General features: G+C 63.1%; 14 protein-coding genes and 1 tRNA gene. 9 read left to right on the top strand and 6 right to left on the bottom strand.

Annotated elements, in window-relative coordinates; all coding sequences use genetic code 11:
• Positions 1-7: 7 nt before the first annotated feature.
• A complete protein-coding gene (gene ung / locus OGV19_RS01495; RefSeq protein ID WP_264311809.1) occupies positions 8-700 on the bottom strand; it encodes a uracil-DNA glycosylase in 693 nt (230 codons plus the stop codon).
• 127 nt (positions 701-827) lie between these two features.
• Between ung and OGV19_RS01490 the strand changes: the two genes are divergently transcribed.
• Positions 828-1,934 carry an enoyl-CoA hydratase/isomerase DspII gene (locus tag OGV19_RS01490; RefSeq protein WP_264311808.1) on the top strand — a complete coding sequence of 369 codons (1,107 nt, stop codon included), beginning with the start codon at positions 828-830 and terminating at the stop codon, positions 1,932-1,934.
• Between the two features lie 41 nt (positions 1,935-1,975).
• Here the strand turns inward: OGV19_RS01490 and OGV19_RS01485 are convergent, their stop codons facing one another.
• On the bottom strand, positions 1,976-2,416 hold the full coding sequence (locus OGV19_RS01485; RefSeq protein WP_264311807.1) for a hypothetical protein: 441 nt from the start codon (positions 2,414-2,416) through the stop codon (positions 1,976-1,978).
• Positions 2,417-2,628: 212 nt separating this feature from the next.
• Between OGV19_RS01485 and OGV19_RS01480 the strand changes: the two genes are divergently transcribed.
• From OGV19_RS01480 to nadS, 8 genes are all read left to right on the top strand, one after another.
• A complete protein-coding gene (locus OGV19_RS01480) occupies positions 2,629-4,119 on the top strand; it encodes a sensor domain-containing diguanylate cyclase (RefSeq protein WP_264311806.1) in 1,491 nt (496 codons plus the stop codon).
• Positions 4,112-4,333 (top strand): cysteine-rich CWC family protein, encoded by a 222-nt coding sequence (locus OGV19_RS01475; RefSeq protein ID WP_264311805.1) that lies wholly within the window; start codon positions 4,112-4,114, stop codon positions 4,331-4,333. The genes OGV19_RS01480 and OGV19_RS01475 overlap by 8 nt, the downstream gene beginning before the upstream one ends.
• A 33-nt stretch (positions 4,334-4,366) precedes the next feature.
• Positions 4,367-5,059, top strand: a complete 693-nt coding sequence (locus OGV19_RS01470; protein ID WP_264311804.1) for a pseudouridine synthase — start codon at positions 4,367-4,369, stop codon at positions 5,057-5,059.
• A gap of 450 nt (positions 5,060-5,509) precedes the next feature.
• Complete coding sequence (locus OGV19_RS01465) at positions 5,510-6,394, top strand: alpha/beta fold hydrolase (RefSeq protein WP_264311803.1); 885 nt, start codon at positions 5,510-5,512, stop codon at positions 6,392-6,394.
• A 111-nt stretch (positions 6,395-6,505) separates the two neighbouring features.
• A tRNA-Gly gene (locus OGV19_RS01460) sits at positions 6,506-6,579 on the top strand.
• Between the two features lie 226 nt (positions 6,580-6,805).
• Entirely contained in the window at positions 6,806-8,503 is a 1,698-nt protein-coding gene (locus OGV19_RS01455; RefSeq protein WP_264311802.1) for a SulP family inorganic anion transporter, read from the top strand.
• 153 nt (positions 8,504-8,656) lie between these two features.
• Positions 8,657-8,977, top strand: coding sequence for a type II toxin-antitoxin system RelE/ParE family toxin (locus tag OGV19_RS01450; protein WP_264311801.1), 321 nt, complete (start codon positions 8,657-8,659; stop codon positions 8,975-8,977).
• A complete protein-coding gene (gene nadS, locus OGV19_RS01445) occupies positions 8,974-9,261 on the top strand; it encodes a NadS family protein (protein ID WP_264311800.1) in 288 nt (95 codons plus the stop codon). Before OGV19_RS01450 ends, nadS begins: the two co-directional genes overlap by 4 nt.
• 14 nt (positions 9,262-9,275) lie before the next feature.
• Here nadS and OGV19_RS01440 read toward each other — a convergent pair whose 3' ends face one another.
• From OGV19_RS01440 to OGV19_RS01425, 4 genes are all read right to left on the bottom strand, one after another.
• Complete coding sequence (locus tag OGV19_RS01440; RefSeq protein WP_264311799.1) at positions 9,276-10,859, bottom strand: esterase family protein; 1,584 nt, start codon at positions 10,857-10,859, stop codon at positions 9,276-9,278.
• A gap of 7 nt (positions 10,860-10,866) precedes the next feature.
• Positions 10,867-13,248 carry a TonB-dependent receptor gene (locus OGV19_RS01435; protein ID WP_264311798.1) on the bottom strand — a complete coding sequence of 794 codons (2,382 nt, stop codon included), beginning with the start codon at positions 13,246-13,248 and terminating at the stop codon, positions 10,867-10,869.
• Between the two features lie 71 nt (positions 13,249-13,319).
• Entirely contained in the window at positions 13,320-14,282 is a 963-nt protein-coding gene (locus OGV19_RS01430) for a FecR family protein (RefSeq protein ID WP_264311797.1), read from the bottom strand.
• A complete protein-coding gene (locus tag OGV19_RS01425; RefSeq protein ID WP_264311796.1) occupies positions 14,275-14,814 on the bottom strand; it encodes an RNA polymerase sigma factor in 540 nt (179 codons plus the stop codon). Before OGV19_RS01425 ends, OGV19_RS01430 begins: the two co-directional genes overlap by 8 nt.
• Positions 14,815-14,839 lie beyond the last annotated feature (25 nt).

The raw sequence follows: 14,839 nt of genomic DNA, 5'->3' as shown, positions 1-14,839 counted from the left end.
CATGCCATCAAAGCGGTGGCAACACCCAGTTGATCGGTGCCAACCCACGCTGTTCGAGGAAGCTATTGGCCCGGCTGAAATGCCCGCAGCCAAGAAACCCGCGATAAGCCGACAAGGGCGACGGATGCACCGACTTGAGCACCAGGTGCTTGGTGCCATCGATCAGCTTCTGCTTGCCCTGGGCATGCGCCCCCCACAACAGGAACACCACGTTCGGGCACTGCTCGCTGACCACCTGGATGACGCGGTCGGTAAAGAACTCCCACCCCTTCTTGGCATGCGACGCGGCATTGGCACGTTCCACGGTCATGGTCGTGTTCAGCAACAGCACGCCCTGCTCGGCCCAACTCTGCAAGTAGCCGTGGTTGGCAATCGGGATGTTCAGGTCGCGCTGCAGCTCTTTGTAAATATTCACCAGCGACGGCGGCGTGGCGATGCCCGGCTGTACCGAAAAGCACAGGCCGTGGGCCTGGCCTGGGCCGTGATAGGGGTCCTGGCCGAGGATCACCACCTTGACCTGCTGCAGCGGCGTCGAATTGAGCGCATTGAAAATCAGTGGGCCGGGCGGATAGATCTCTTTGCCGGCCGCGTGCTCCTGGCGCAGAAATTCACGCAGCTGATGCATGTAGGGCTGGTCGAACTCGTCGCGCAATGCGGCTTTCCAGCTGGGTTCGAGTTTGATGCGATCGTCGTCAGTCATGGGGCCATCCGTAAACAATGGCGCGACACTAGGTAAGCCACTCCCGCTTGTCAAACGATCCGACCGACGACCGGCATGATCGCCCAGGCAGGCCATACTTTGTGCGATGACCTGCGAGAGGTAGTCCATGTCTATTCATTGCGAGGTACTCACCGGTGCTGATGGCGCCCACATCGGCATTGCCACCCTGGATGCGCCCAAGGCACTCAATGCGCTGAACCTGCGGATGATCGAAGTGCTCGCCGAGCAACTGCATGCCTGGGCCCGTGACCCCGAAATCGTCTGCGTGCTGCTGCGCGGCAATGGCGTCAAGGCGTTCTGCGCCGGGGGCGATGTGCGCGCCCTGGCCCAGGCCTGCCAGGCACACCCCGGCAGCGTGCCGTGGCTGGCCACCGCCTTCTTCGCCGCCGAGTACCGCCTCGACTTCGCCCTGCATACCTACCCCAAGCCCCTGCTGTGCTGGGGGCATGGGCATGTACTCGGCGGGGGTATGGGGCTGCTTCAAGGCGCGAACGTACGCATCGTCACACCCAGCAGCCAACTGGCCATGCCCGAGATCAGCATCGGCTTGTACCCGGACGTTGGCGCCAGCTGGTTCCTTGCCCGCTTGCCAGGCAAGCTCGGGTTGTTCCTGGGGCTGACGGGCGCGTCGATCAACGCCCACGACGCTTTGGACTTAGGCTTGGCCGATCGCTTCCTGGGCGAACGCCAACAGGACGCGTTGATCGACGAACTGCTGCAAATGAACTGGCAGGAACAAACTGCGGCGCAGCTGAACAGTCTGTTCAAGGCCGAACAGCACCGCGCCTGCGCCGAACTGCCCGAAGCCCAGTGGCTGCCCCGCCGGCAGGAAATCGATCAATTGCTCGACGTTGCCGACCCTGCCGCAGCCTGGCGTGCACTGGAAGGGCTGAAATACCATGATGACCCAGTGCTGGCCGACGCGGGCAGGCGGCTGCACGAGGGTTGCCCGCTGACTGCGCACCTGGTTTGGGAGCAGATTCGTCGTGCGCGGCATTTGTCGCTGGCGCAGGTATTCCAGATGGAATACAGCATGAGCCTGAACTGTTGTCGCCACCCGGAGTTCAGCGAAGGGGTGCGCGCACGCCTGCTGGACAAAGACAATCAGCCGCGCTGGCACTGGCCGGATGTGGCGCAGGTACCGGCGGCGGTGGTCGAGGCGCATTTTGCCAAGGTCTGGGAAGGGCGGCACCCGTTGGCGGATCTGGGCTGAGCACAAACAGAAAGGGCCGCTGAGCGGCCCCTTTTGTCACTTCACCGCTGCCAGTTGCGGCCCTGCCCCCGGCCGCCGTCCGGCCTGCGGTCACGATCCCCGTGCCCATTGGAATGCCAACGGTCGTTCTGATACCGCTGGCTGCCATTGCGATAGTCGTGGCGATCACGGTCGCGCCCGTAGTCATAACGCTGGCGATTGCCATAGTCATAGCGCGGGTTGCCGTGCCACTGGTTCATCCCAGGCTGCGGGTGGGACCGGTATTGCGGCACTGGCGCCGGGCGGTAATAGCGAGGCGCTGGCTGGTAGTAGTAGCGCGGTTGTGGCGCTACATAGTAGCGGTCATAGCGGTAGTACCCCGGCGATACATAGCGGTCGGTGGAGTAGTAATCCGAACGGTAGTAGCCCCCGCCACCGTAGTAAGGGGCACAGGCAGACGTCATCAGACCCAGCAGGGCGATCAACAGAATTCGATAGGACATGGCGGCCTCCTGGACCGCTGGAGTGCCCGAACAGCGGCGCTGGCGAGCATCGATGCAAAACGCGTTCATCGACACTGAATAAGACCGTCATACCTGGGTGCAGTGCCATTTTTGCAATAATTTGAAACATGTGTGATAACCCTGAAAAACTTGCAGTCAATTGCCGGTCATCTCACTAGAATGAGCGCCTCGGCACACATCACGGGAAGATCATGCCTGCACGTTCCGCTCTGTTTTCCCAGCGCTCGCTGATCATTACCTTGCTGATGTTGCTGGCCAGCGGCTTTCTCGCCACCTCCCTGCTCAGCTATTTCGCCTCACGCAGTGCCATCCGTGATGGCATCGTCAATACCGAACTGCCACTGACCTCCGACACGGTCTATTCGGAAATCCAGAAAGACCTGATCCGCCCTGTGCTGATCGCCTCGATGATGGCCCAGGACACCTTTCTGCGGGACTGGGTGCTGTCAGGTGAGCAGGATAACCAGCGCATCACCCGCTACCTCGGCGAGATCATGGGCAAGCAGGACACCTTCACCTCGTTTTTCGTCTCCGACCGCAGCCTCACCTACTACCAGGCCAAGGGCGTGCTCAAACAGATCCAGCCAGGCGCCTGGCGCGATGCCTGGTATTTCCGCCTGCGCGACCTCAAGGCCCCCTACGAGATCAATGTCGACCTGGACATGGCCAACCAGGACAGCCTGACGGTGTTCATCAACTACCAGGTGCTGGATTACCAACACCGCTTCATCGGCGCCGCCGGGGTGGGGTTGAGCGTGTCGTCGGTGGTCAAGCTGATCGATGAATACCAGCGGCGCTACCAACGCTCGGTGCTGTTCACCGACGCCAAGGGCAGGGTCCTGCTGACCGGCGCCGAGGGTGGCCCCCACGGCCTGCGCGTCGGCCAGCCGCTAAGCGACAACCCCGAACTGAGCGACCTGCTTGCCCAGCAACCCGTACCTGGCGAGGGCAGCCACGAATACCGCGACAGCGACAACCACAGCCACTTTCTCAATGTGCGCCACCTGCCAGAGCTGGACTGGTACCTGCTGGTGGACAAGCGCGAAACCGGTACCCTGGACCGCATCCGCCACTCCCTGTACCTGAACCTGGCGATCTGCACGATGATCACCCTGGTGGTGCTGTCACTGGTGCATGCGATGGTCAAGCGCCACCAGGCCAGCACCGAGGCCCTGGCCACCCTCGACAGCCTCACCGGCCTGCCCAACCGCCGCAGCTTCGACCTGCTGGCCGCCCAGGCCTTGCATGAAGCCCAGCGCGACAGCGGCCCGCTGGTGGCCCTGCTGATCGACCTTGACCACTTCAAGGCACTCAACGATACCCATGGCCACCTGGCAGGTGACGAGGTGCTGCGCCAGTTCGCCAATGTGCTGCAGGGCAGCCTGCGCCAGTCGGATATACTGTGCCGGTGGGGCGGTGAGGAGTTCATCGTGCTGCTGCGTGAGGCAGAAGGCCGGCCAGCCATCGATGTGGCGGAGAAAATCCGCCGCCGCACCGAACAACTGACCTTCAGTTACGACGACCAACCGTTGCGCCTGACCACCAGTATCGGCCTGAGCAGCCTGCAACCGGGTGATACCCTGCATGCCCTGCTGACCCGCGCCGACCGTGCGCTCTATCGGGCCAAGCAGGCCGGCCGCAACCGCGTCTGCACTGAAGCCCCTGGACCCGACCATGAATGACAGCCAGCACTGCCCCGCCTGCGGCGCCCTCAACCAGTGCAGCCTGGCCGACCCTCGCAGCGCCACGCAGGCCTGTTGGTGCTACAGCGTGACCATCGACCCCGCAGTGCTTAAGGCCCTGCCCGCCGAGCTGCGTGACAAAGCCTGCCTGTGCCCGCGCTGCGCCGCAGTCGAAGCACAACTGCAGGCAGCGCCGCCCGGTGCAAAGCGTTAGACTGCGCGGCCTTTTACTTCAGCCCTGTTCGCCATGCGCCTCGACCGTTTTCTTGCCAACCTGCCCTGCTACAACCGTCAGCATGTTCGCCTGCTGCTGGTGCAGCGCCGCGTGCGGGTCGATGGCGAAGTGGCGGCCGACCCGTTGACGGAAGTACGTGAGTTCAGCCGCGTCGAAGTGGATGAGCAACTGCTGCAGGCTGGGCGCCCAGCACGCTACCTGATGCTCAACAAACCGACCGGATGCGTCAGCGCCACGCAGGACCCCCAGCACCGCACGGTGCTTGAGCTACTGCCCGCCGAGCTGCGCGACGACCTGCACATTGCCGGGCGCCTGGACTTCAACACCACCGGCCTGCTGATCCTGACCAACGATGGCCAATGGTCACGTCGCCTGACCCAGCCAACCACCAAACTGCCCAAGCATTACCTGGTCGAGACCGAGGACGAGATTGGCGAGCACTATGCAGCCACGTTTCACGAAGGCCTGTATTTCGCCTTCGAAAACCTCACCACCCTGCCCGCCCAACTCGACATCCTCGGCCCACGCCAGGCGCGGCTGGCGATCGTCGAAGGGCGGTACCACCAGGTCAAACGCATGTTCGGCCATTTCAACAACAAGGTGGTGGGGTTGCACCGCGAGAGCATGGGCACGATTTGCCTGGATCCGGCGTTGGCGCCGGGGGCATTCAGGGCGTTGACGGCCGAGGAAATCGCTTCGGTCTAGGTTGCCTGTACCGGCCTCTTCGCGGGCAAGCCCGCTCCCACAGGTACTGCACAAGCTTCCAAAGCTGTGGAGCTCCTGTGGGAGCGGGCTCGCCCGCGAAGAGGCCAGAAAAGACAACACTGGCCGTGTCACACGACCGCCCAGCGGTCCAAGTCACATTTTCCCCCGAACGGCACTTGCGGGATCCGCAAGCCACTGCTTGAATCCAAATCGTCAGTCTGCATGTGACTCACGAGTCACGCTCGCAGTCGAAGACACCTTTTTGCCGGCTACCCAAGGCCTAGATGCCTTGGGGCACGGTAAATTGCCCGCCAAAAACAATACCGTCGACACGTGTGCCAAGGATCGACACTGGGCCCCCGGTTACTCTTCAAGGCAAATGCCTACCTGTCATAAAGAACGTGCACCCTAGGTGACGCGAATACCCTTTTTGCGCCAGGAGTCGATGACATGAGGCCAGAAATCGCTGTACTTGATATCCAAGGTCAGTATCGGGTTTACACGGAGTTCCATCGCGCGGATGCGGCCGAGAAGACGATCATCCTGATCAACGGATCGCTGGCCACCACGGCCTCGTTCGCCCAGACGGTGCGTAACCTGCACCCGCAATTCAACGTCGTGCTGTTCGACCAGCCGTACGCTGGCAAGTCAAAACCGCACAATCGCCAGGAACGGCTGATCACCAAGGAGACCGAGGCGCATATCCTCCTTGAGCTGATCGAGCACTTCCAGGCCGATCACGTGATGTCGTTCTCGTGGGGCGGTGCGAGTACGTTGCTGGCGCTGGCGCACCAGCCGCGGCGGGTGAAGAAGGCAGTGGTCAGCTCGTTCTCGCCGGTGATCAACGAACCGATGCGCGACTACCTGGATCGGGGCTGCCAGTACCTGGCCGCCTGCGACCGCTATCAGGTCGGCAACCTGGTCAATGACACCATCGGCAAACACCTGCCGTCGCTGTTCAAGCGCTTCAACTATCGCCACGTGAGCAGCCTGGACAGCCACGAGTACGCGCAGATGCACTTCCACATCAACGAAGTGCTGCAACATGACTTGGAACGGGCATTAAGCGGTGCGCGCAACATCGACATCCCGGTGCTGTTCATCAACGGCGACCGCGACGAGTACACCACCGCCGAAGATGCCCGAGAGTTTGGTCGCCATGTGGGCAAGAGCCACTTCAGCGTGATCCGCGATGCTGGCCACTTCCTCGACATGGAAACCAAGGCTGCCTGCGAAGACACCCGCAGCGTGCTGCTGGGCTTCCTCAAGCCAACCGAGCGTGAACCACGTCAACGCTACCAGCACGTACAGGGGCAGCATGCACTGGCCCTCTGAGCGCCTCGGCGTCCTGTAGCCTCTACCCGCAGGTTATGGGTCGCCGACAAGCTTTTTTATAACTTGGGCTTCTAATTCGTGGAAGGTTCTGGTAAAAAGTCGAACGCAGACGCGGGTATAGTTTAGTGGCAAAACGAAAGCTTCCCAAGCTTTAGTTGAGGGTTCGATTCCCTCTACCCGCTCCACATCGCATTCCCGCATGGCGTTCCAGCAACGTCATCGCTGTCAAAAGGAGCCTCGGCTCCTTTTTTCGTTTCTGCCTGTCGGTTTTCATGCCCTTCTCTTGATCTGGCCCATGGCCACTTCCCGGCCGCTGCGCTTGAATGCGCGACCGACGAATCCGCTTGCAAGCGAAACGGCTTGAAGCGCATATGCTTACCGGATTCGTGAAACATTTCGAAAGGACCGCGCATGTTTCTGTCCCGCTGGCTACCCGGCCTCGCCAACCTGTTGCACTACCGCCGCGAGTGGTTTCACGCCGACCTGCAGGCTGGGCTGTCGGTAGCCGCTATCCAGATCCCCATCGCCATCGCCTACGCCCAGATCGTCGGCCTACCACCGCAATATGGCCTGTATGCCTGCGTGCTGCCGATGATGGTGTATGCGCTGATCGGCAGCTCGCGCCAGCTGATGGTCGGGCCGGACGCTGCCACCTGCGCGATGATTGCCGGCGCCGTGGCACCACTGGCGCTGGGCGACCCACAGCGCATTGCCGAACTGTCGGTGATCGTCACCGTGCTGGTGGGCGTGATGTTGATCGGCGCCGGCCTGGCCCGTGCCGGGTTCATCGCCAGCTTCTTCTCGCGGCCGATCCTGATCGGCTACCTCAACGGCATTGGGCTGAGCCTGATCGCCGGGCAGTTGTCCAAGGTGGTGGGGTTCAAGATCGAGGGTGATGGGTTCATCCTGAGCCTGGTCAACTTCCTCCAGCGCCTGGGCGAGATCCACGTGGTGACCCTGGCCATCGGCCTGTCCGCACTGGCGCTGCTGATCTGGCTGCCTCAGCGCTACCCAAGGTTGCCGGCCGCGCTGGTGGCAGTGGCGCTGTTCACGGTGGTGGTGGGTCTGTTCGGCCTGGACCGCTTCGGTGTCGCCATCCTCGGCCCGGTACCGGCCGGCATGCCGCAACTGGCCTGGCCGCAAAGCAACCTGGCCGAAATGAAGAGCCTGCTGCGCGATGCCCTGGGTATCGCCACCGTCAGTTTCTGCAGCGCCATGCTCACGGCCCGCAGCTTTGCCGCGCGCCACGGCTATGCCATCAATGCCAACCATGAATTCGTGGCGCTCGGTGTGAGTAACCTGGCTGCCGGGATGTCCCAGGGCTTTGCCATCAGCGGCGCCGACTCGCGCACCGCGGTCAACGACATGGTCGGCGGCAAGAGCCAACTGGTAGGCATCATCGCCGCGTTGGTGATCGCCCTGATCCTGCTGTTCTTCACCGCCCCCATGGCCTGGATTCCTCAAGCGGCCCTGGGTGCCGTGCTGTTGATGGCAGGCTGGGGGCTGATCGACATCAAGTCGCTGAAGACCATCAAGCGCCTGAGCCGCTTCGAGTTCTGGCTATGCCTGCTGACCACGGTCGGCGTGCTGGGCCTGGGCGTGCTGCCGGGCATCGTGTTTGCCGTGACCCTGGCGATCCTGCGCCTGCTGTACAGCATCTACCAGCCCACCGACGCGGTGCTGGGCTGGCTGCCGGGCACCGAGGGCCAGGTCGACATTCGCAAGTTCAAGGACGCCCGCACCGTACCGGGGTTGGTGGTGTACCGCTTCGACGACGCGATCCTGTTCTTCAACGCCGACTACTTCAAGATGCGCCTGCTCGAAGCGGTGCAGAGCCAGGCCCAGCCCAAGGCCGTGCTGTTCGATGCCGAAGCGGTGACCAGCATCGACGTCAGCGGCATTGCCGCCCTGCGCGAAGTCCGCGACACCCTGGCCGCCCAAGGCATCTTCTTTGCCATCGCCCGCGCCCGCGGCACCTTCCTGCGCATGCTGGTGCGCTCGGGGATGGCGCGGGAGATGGAGGATAAGCTGCTGTTCGGCTCGGTACGGGCCGGGATCCGCGCGTATCGGGTGTGGCGGAATAGGAGTCGTGCTGTAGCAGCTAATTAAAGAAAAAGACTACATGCCTGCGGGAAAGAGACGATCCGTCCATTGAAGCACCATTCGTTAGCATCGCTAACCCACGCTTGATGATGCGACGGGATCTCCTCACCCCTGTAGAGCTGGGCAACCAGCGACTACGCCAATGGCGTACACCCTGCTATGCTGTTCACTGAAACTCCTCTGTTCACGAAGCGTGTGAAAGACCTCCTTGAGGATGACGAATACCGCCTTCTCCAGATCAGGCTGATGGCCCAACCTGACACTGGAGACCTGATTGAAGGAACCGGTGGGCTACGCAAGGTGCGCATCGCTGCTAATGGGCATGGAAAACGCGGCGGAGCCAGGGTCATCTATTACCATTTCATTAGCAAATCACAGATTGCAATGCTCTACATCTACCCAAAGAACGAGCAGCCTGACTTGTCCGCTGAACAGCGAAAAGCCCTGAAAAAAATCATCGAAAACTGGAGGCATGCATGAGCCGATTCTTTGAAGAGCTGATGGAAAGCGTTCAGCAGATGGATGACATTGTCCAAGGAAGGCAGGTGCCCTCCCGTGTATTCGAGGTCGATGCGCTGCAGGTCAGAAGCATCCGCAAGTCAACGGGCCTCTCTCAGGTTCGGTTTGCCGAGATGATCGATGTTCAGGTTGCGACCTTGCGTAACTGGGAGCAAGGTCGCAGAGAGCCTACTGGCCCCGCCAAAGCACTGCTGCGGGCGATTCGCAACGACCCTGAACATGTACTCAAGGCCTTGGCGTATTGAGCATGCACTTGGGACTACTTCCGCCGACACGCCTGAGAACTTGTCTCCCCCTGCCTGCCAATCAGGCTGATCAAGCCGCACGGCAGTGACCCGCGCCATTGCAGATAATCATGCCCCGCCGGGTACTCCACCGCTTGCACCGCATAACCCTTGGCACGCAGTACATCACGCAGGTGGCGGTTGGTATCCAGAATCGTCGGCCCTTCGAACAGCCCCGATTGCAGGTAGAAGCGCAGCGGCTTGGGCGCTGCCTTGACGTATTCGCGGGTCAGCCAGCCCGCCTCTTCCCCGTCCTTGGCCCACCAGTACGACCCCGACATGCTCAGCACGTTGCCGAACAACTCGGGGTGCTTCAGGCCCAGGTAGGAAGCGGCCAGCCCCCCATAGCTGGAGCCCGCGATCACCGTACTGGCTGCGGGTGCGCTCAAGCCTTGTTCTCGCGCCCAGGGCATCAGTTCTTCGGCCATGAAGCGGGCGAACCGTGGGTTGGGTGGCAGTTCCTGCTGGCGGCTCAGGTCGCTGGGGTTGGCAATGATGATGGCTGCCGTGGGCGGGATCAGGCCATCGGCGATCAGGTTGTCAAGAATCGTCGGTGTAGGCACTTGGCGGGTATAGGCATGGGCGTCGAACAGCACCAGCAAGGCCTGGCCTGCAGCAGCCGGGCGATACAAGTAGACATCGCGCGCGTTGCCCAGCACGTCGCTGGCCAGGCGCTTGCGCTCAAGCGTGCCCCGCGCGATGCCCGGCCGTTCGGCTACCCACGGTTGTGGTGGTGCATCCGCCAGCTCCAGGCGCGAGCGCGACAGCCACGGATCACCGCTGCTGTCGGCGAACGTGGCAGGGTTGAGCGGATCGCGGCGCGTGGTGGCAAGAATCACCCGGCGATCATCCGACCGTGGTACATCAGGCGCCATCTGGTAGCTGAGCCGGGTACTGGCCGGGACTTCGAAGCTGGCGTACCAGACATCGCTGGTGCCCAGCCGTTGCAGCGCTTCGTGGCGGCCCGAGGGCGCGCCGAACATGCGCACATTGTGCTGGGCGCCGCGCCACAGAAAGGTCACCAGACGCAGCTGCGGCTGGCCCGGTAGCAGCTCGACCAGCGGCGTGCCCTGGGCCTTTCGCGCGTGCCAGAAGGCCTCGGTATCGCCGCCCTGGGCAAGCTGCCCGGCCAACTGGGCCAGGGTCGGGCTGGCCAGCGGTGGTGCGCTTTGCTGCTGTTCGGCGAGCGCCAGCACCTGGTCCAGACGCAGGCTGAAAGGGGCGCCCGCGCGCCCGTCCAGTGGCTCTGCACGCAAGCCGTATGGCCCCGGGCTGTCGGCGACAAAGATGAACGCGCGGGGCTGGTCCTGGCCGTCGATCAGCAAGCGCAGGGGCCTGCCCTGCGGGTCCAGCAGGCGCAGGCTGACGTCGCCGTCGACCCGGCCGCGCACCAGGTCGCCCGCCTTGAGCGCAACGCGCCAGACCGCGCTGTCTGCCGATACAGCCTGGCCGTTTACAGTCTGACCGGGCTGCAGCGTAGGGCCTGTTGCCGCCTGCGCTGTAGCCGCGCAGGTCAAGGCCAACAGCACGGCGCAACTGAGATGAGTGATGCGGTCCATGCTCACCTCAGAAGTCGACGCTGGCGGACAGCTTCAAGGTGCGCGGTTCGCTGACGGTGGCATACCCTGGGTTGAACACCCCTGCCCAGTACGCGCGATTCTCGACGTTCTCAAGGCTCGCGCGCAGCGTCACATCCTTGCTCAGTACACGGGTGGCGTAGCGCGCGCCCAGGTCGTAGCGCGTCCATTGTGGGATTTTCAGCGTGTTCTCGTCGTCCAGGTACTGCGAGCTGCTGTGGATACCCAACGCCGTCAGGGTCAGGCCTTCGACCCAGGGCAGGTCCCACTCGGCGCCGAGGTTCGCCGACCAGGCAGGCACACCGCGCGCGGTGTTGCCATCCAGGGTGCCGTTGGCTGTCTTGCTCAGTTCGGCTCGGGTGTAGGTCACCCCGCCCAGCAGGCGTACACCAGGGGCTGCTTCACCGAACATGTTCCATTCCACGCCACGGTTGCGCTGCTCGCCATCATCGGTGTACCAGAAGGTGTCGCCGCGGGTGTTCTTGACCATGCTGGGTTTTTCGATCTGGAACATTGCCAGGGTATGGCTGAACCGGCCCAGGTCCCACTTCACACCCGCTTCCATCTGCTTGGCCACGTACGGCGCGAACTGCTCATCCTTGTTCAGCGCCCCCACTTCGGTCACCGTACCACCCTGGGTCAGGCCTTCGATGTAGTTGGCGTACAGTGAAACTGGCGCATCCCAAGGCTTGACCACGATGCCGAAGGCTGGGGTCAGTTTGCGTTCGTCATAGGCCGTTGGCTTGCTCATCTTCTGCCGCACCCGCTGGGCACGCGCGCCCAGCGTCAGCAGCACACGCTCGTCGAAGAAGCCAAGTGTGTCGGCCAAGGCAAAGCTGGACAAGGTATTGTCGCCGGTCTTGACGTTGGAGCCGTGATCACCGGCGATCACCCCTTTTACCGGGCGATACAGATTGGTGTCGTAGGTCGGGCCGGTAACCGTGGGCGCACGCCCGATGTCCTGGTGCAGCAAGGATGTGCTGAACACCAGTTGGTGGGTAACCGGGCCGGTCATGAAGTTGCCGCGCAGGCCCGCCTCGCCGGACAAGCTGTGGGTGTAGCCGGCCTGGTTGTAGGTCTGCCCCTTGGCGCTGCCATCGGCCGCCTGCACCCGGATGCGGGTGCCGTTGAGGAAACCGTCGTAGTAAGTGCGCGCACCGCCGACACTGGCAAAGGCCGTCCAGTCGTCGTTGAGCTGGTATTCACCACGCAGCATCAGCGCCTTGCTGACCTGCTTGGCATAGATGCCTTCGAGCACGTTGGTGTCGGGCTTGGGCGCCTTGGTCACGTAGCCGAGCTCGCTGAAGCCCGCCATCATCGGGCTGCCGTTATCGAGTTTTTCATGGGTCTCGTAGGCATCCAGTTCCAGCTTGAAATCGTCACCTCGGTAATCGAGCCCCAGCGAGGCCAAGGTGCGGTCCTTGGACTGCTTGTCGACACCGGTGTCGCCGCTGCCGTACACCCCGTTGAAACGAATACCGAAACGTCCGTCCTCAGAGCGCCGGCCCACGTCGATGTGCTGAGCAAAGAAGCCATCGGATACGTAGCTGGTGGTCAAGCGGGTCAGCGGCGCATCGCCGGCGCGCTTGGGAATCAGGTTGATATTGCCGCCCACCCCACCATTGGGCGCCATGCCGCTGAGCAACGCGCTCGGGCCTTTGAGCACCTCGACCCGTTCTAGGAATTCGGTGGGCACATGACCATCCGGCGCCAGGCCGTACAGGCCATTCACGGCCAGCTCGGACGATTCGAGGCCATAGCCGCGGATCATGAAGTTTTCGTAGGCATGGCCTTCGCCCGTGCTGAAGCGGATCGACGGGTCATTGCGCAACACCGCGCCAACCGTGCCGCTCTGCTGGTCGGCGATGGTCTTGGCGGTGTAGGCCGTAATGTTGAACGGCGTGTCCATGATGTCGCGATTGCCCAGCATGCCAAGCCGTGCACCGCGCGCCACCTGGCCGCCACTGTAGGTCTCGGGCAGGTCACTGTTGAAACCGGCAGCGTTGACGTTGGTGGCCCCGAGGGTCAGGGCACCGTCCTCAGCGGTGCTGCGCAGGATCACCACGCCGTTCTGCTCCTCGGCCACCAGGTCGGTGCCGACCAGCAACTGCTGCAGGGCCTGCAACACGCTGAAGCGCCCATGCAGGGCCGGAGCATTGCGGCCCGCCAGTACGCGGCTGTCGGCAGCAATGGCCACACCGGACTGCCGGGCAAGGGCATGCACGGTGGCTTCCAGCGGTTGGCTCGGAAAATCCAGGGCCAATGGCTGGCTGTCGGCCAGGGCCATGCCCGGCGACAACAGGCTGCCCAATGCACAGGCCAGGGCCAGGTGGCGCAGCGGCGCAGATAAGCGGGTGGTGGCGAACGACATGAAGGGTCCTTGCTCTTGGAGGGGTTCACCGTTGATGACGCCGCTCCAGCGCCTTACCCCTCAAAACTTTTTCAGCGGGGCAAAAGCGCCACCCTGCCCTGCCGTTCACTCACGCGCACCGGCAGAATCCGTGGCAAAGCGTCCAGCAGCTTCTGGGGTTGGTCACTGGGGAAACTTCCGGTCAGCTTCAGCTCGGCGACTTCCGGCGCCAGCAGCACGGGCTGCGCCAGATAAGCGTTGAGTTCGCCGATCACTTCACGCAGCGACTGATCAGTGTAAGACCACCAACCGCGTTGCCAATGGTCCCTGTCCGGGCCGAGCTGCCCCTGTGCATGCAGACTGCCCAGATGCCCCTGGCCATCGATGCAGACACGTTCCCCCGCGCCAAGGGTACGTTCACCACCGTGCAGGTCACGGACCTGCACCCGGCCGCGGGCCACCGCCACGAATACCCGGTCGCCCCGGTCACTGACCGTAAAGGCCGTACCCAACACCTGCACACTGCCCACCCGGGTGCTGATGTGGAAAGGCCGCCAGCGCTCATGGGCGACGTCGAAGAAGACATTGCCGTGCAGCAGCATCACCTGGCGCTGGCCGTGATCGAAACGGATGCGCAGGTTGCTCTCGGCCGCCACCAGCAGTTGGCTGCCATCGGGCAAGGCCAGGCTGCGGGGCTGTTCGCCGTGTGCGGTCTGCAGGTCCTGCTGGAATGCTGCGGTGCGCTGCCACATCCAACCCAACCAGCCACCTGCCGCCAGCACCACTGCCAGCGCGCCGCCTTGGCGCAACAGGCGCCGTCGGCTCGGATCGAACGGCTGCGGTTGCAGGGCGCCGCGCAGTTGCGGCGCCAGGCGGTGCACCAACTGCCAGCGCTGTTCAGCCTCTTGCCAGGCCTGCTCATGCTCATCGCTCTTGTGCCGCCAGCGCTGTGCCTGGCCGCTGGCTTCGCGCACCCGTGCGGGGTCGTCACCATGCATGGCGGCGAGGTAGACCAGGGCCTGCTGTACCTTGCGTGCGGCTGCAGGTTCAGCCATGACGGCTGGCCATGCGCAGTTCGGAGAGGTCGAACACCGCGCGGGCGATGTGCAATTCCACCGACTTGGCCGACAGCCCCAGCGCATCGCACACTTCCCGGTGGCTCTGGCCATACAGCCGCACCCGCACGAACACTTCGCGGCGCAGGCGTGGCATGCGCTCGATCATCGCGATCAATTGCTGCAGTTGCTCACGCGCGATCATGATGTCTTCGACGCTGGGGCTCAGCCCGTCCACCCGCACCAGCCAGTCTTCCAACGCCGCCAGTTCAGTACTGCGACGGCGGTACTGGTCAATGCACAGGTTACGCGCGGCCTGAAACAACAACGCGCGGGCATTGAGCACCGGCGCATTCAGGGCATGGGCGTAGGCCTGGGCGAAACTGGACTGGGCAATGTCTGCGGCGTCGTCGGGGTTACGCAGGCGCCCGCACAGGTAGCGACGCAAATCACTGTAGTTGGCCAGCAGGTCATCGACGACTGCCTGAAACGTCGAAGCAGTGCCAGCCCAGGGCGTGGTAATGGAGGTCATTGAAGGCGAGCGTCGTTAATAGGAA

This window comes from Pseudomonas putida, assembly GCF_025905425.1.
Taxonomy (GTDB): Bacteria; Pseudomonadota; Gammaproteobacteria; order Pseudomonadales; family Pseudomonadaceae; genus Aquipseudomonas; species Aquipseudomonas putida_AF.
Note: the sequence above shows the minus strand (reverse complement) of the source record. Positions and strands in the feature narration are given on the sequence as shown.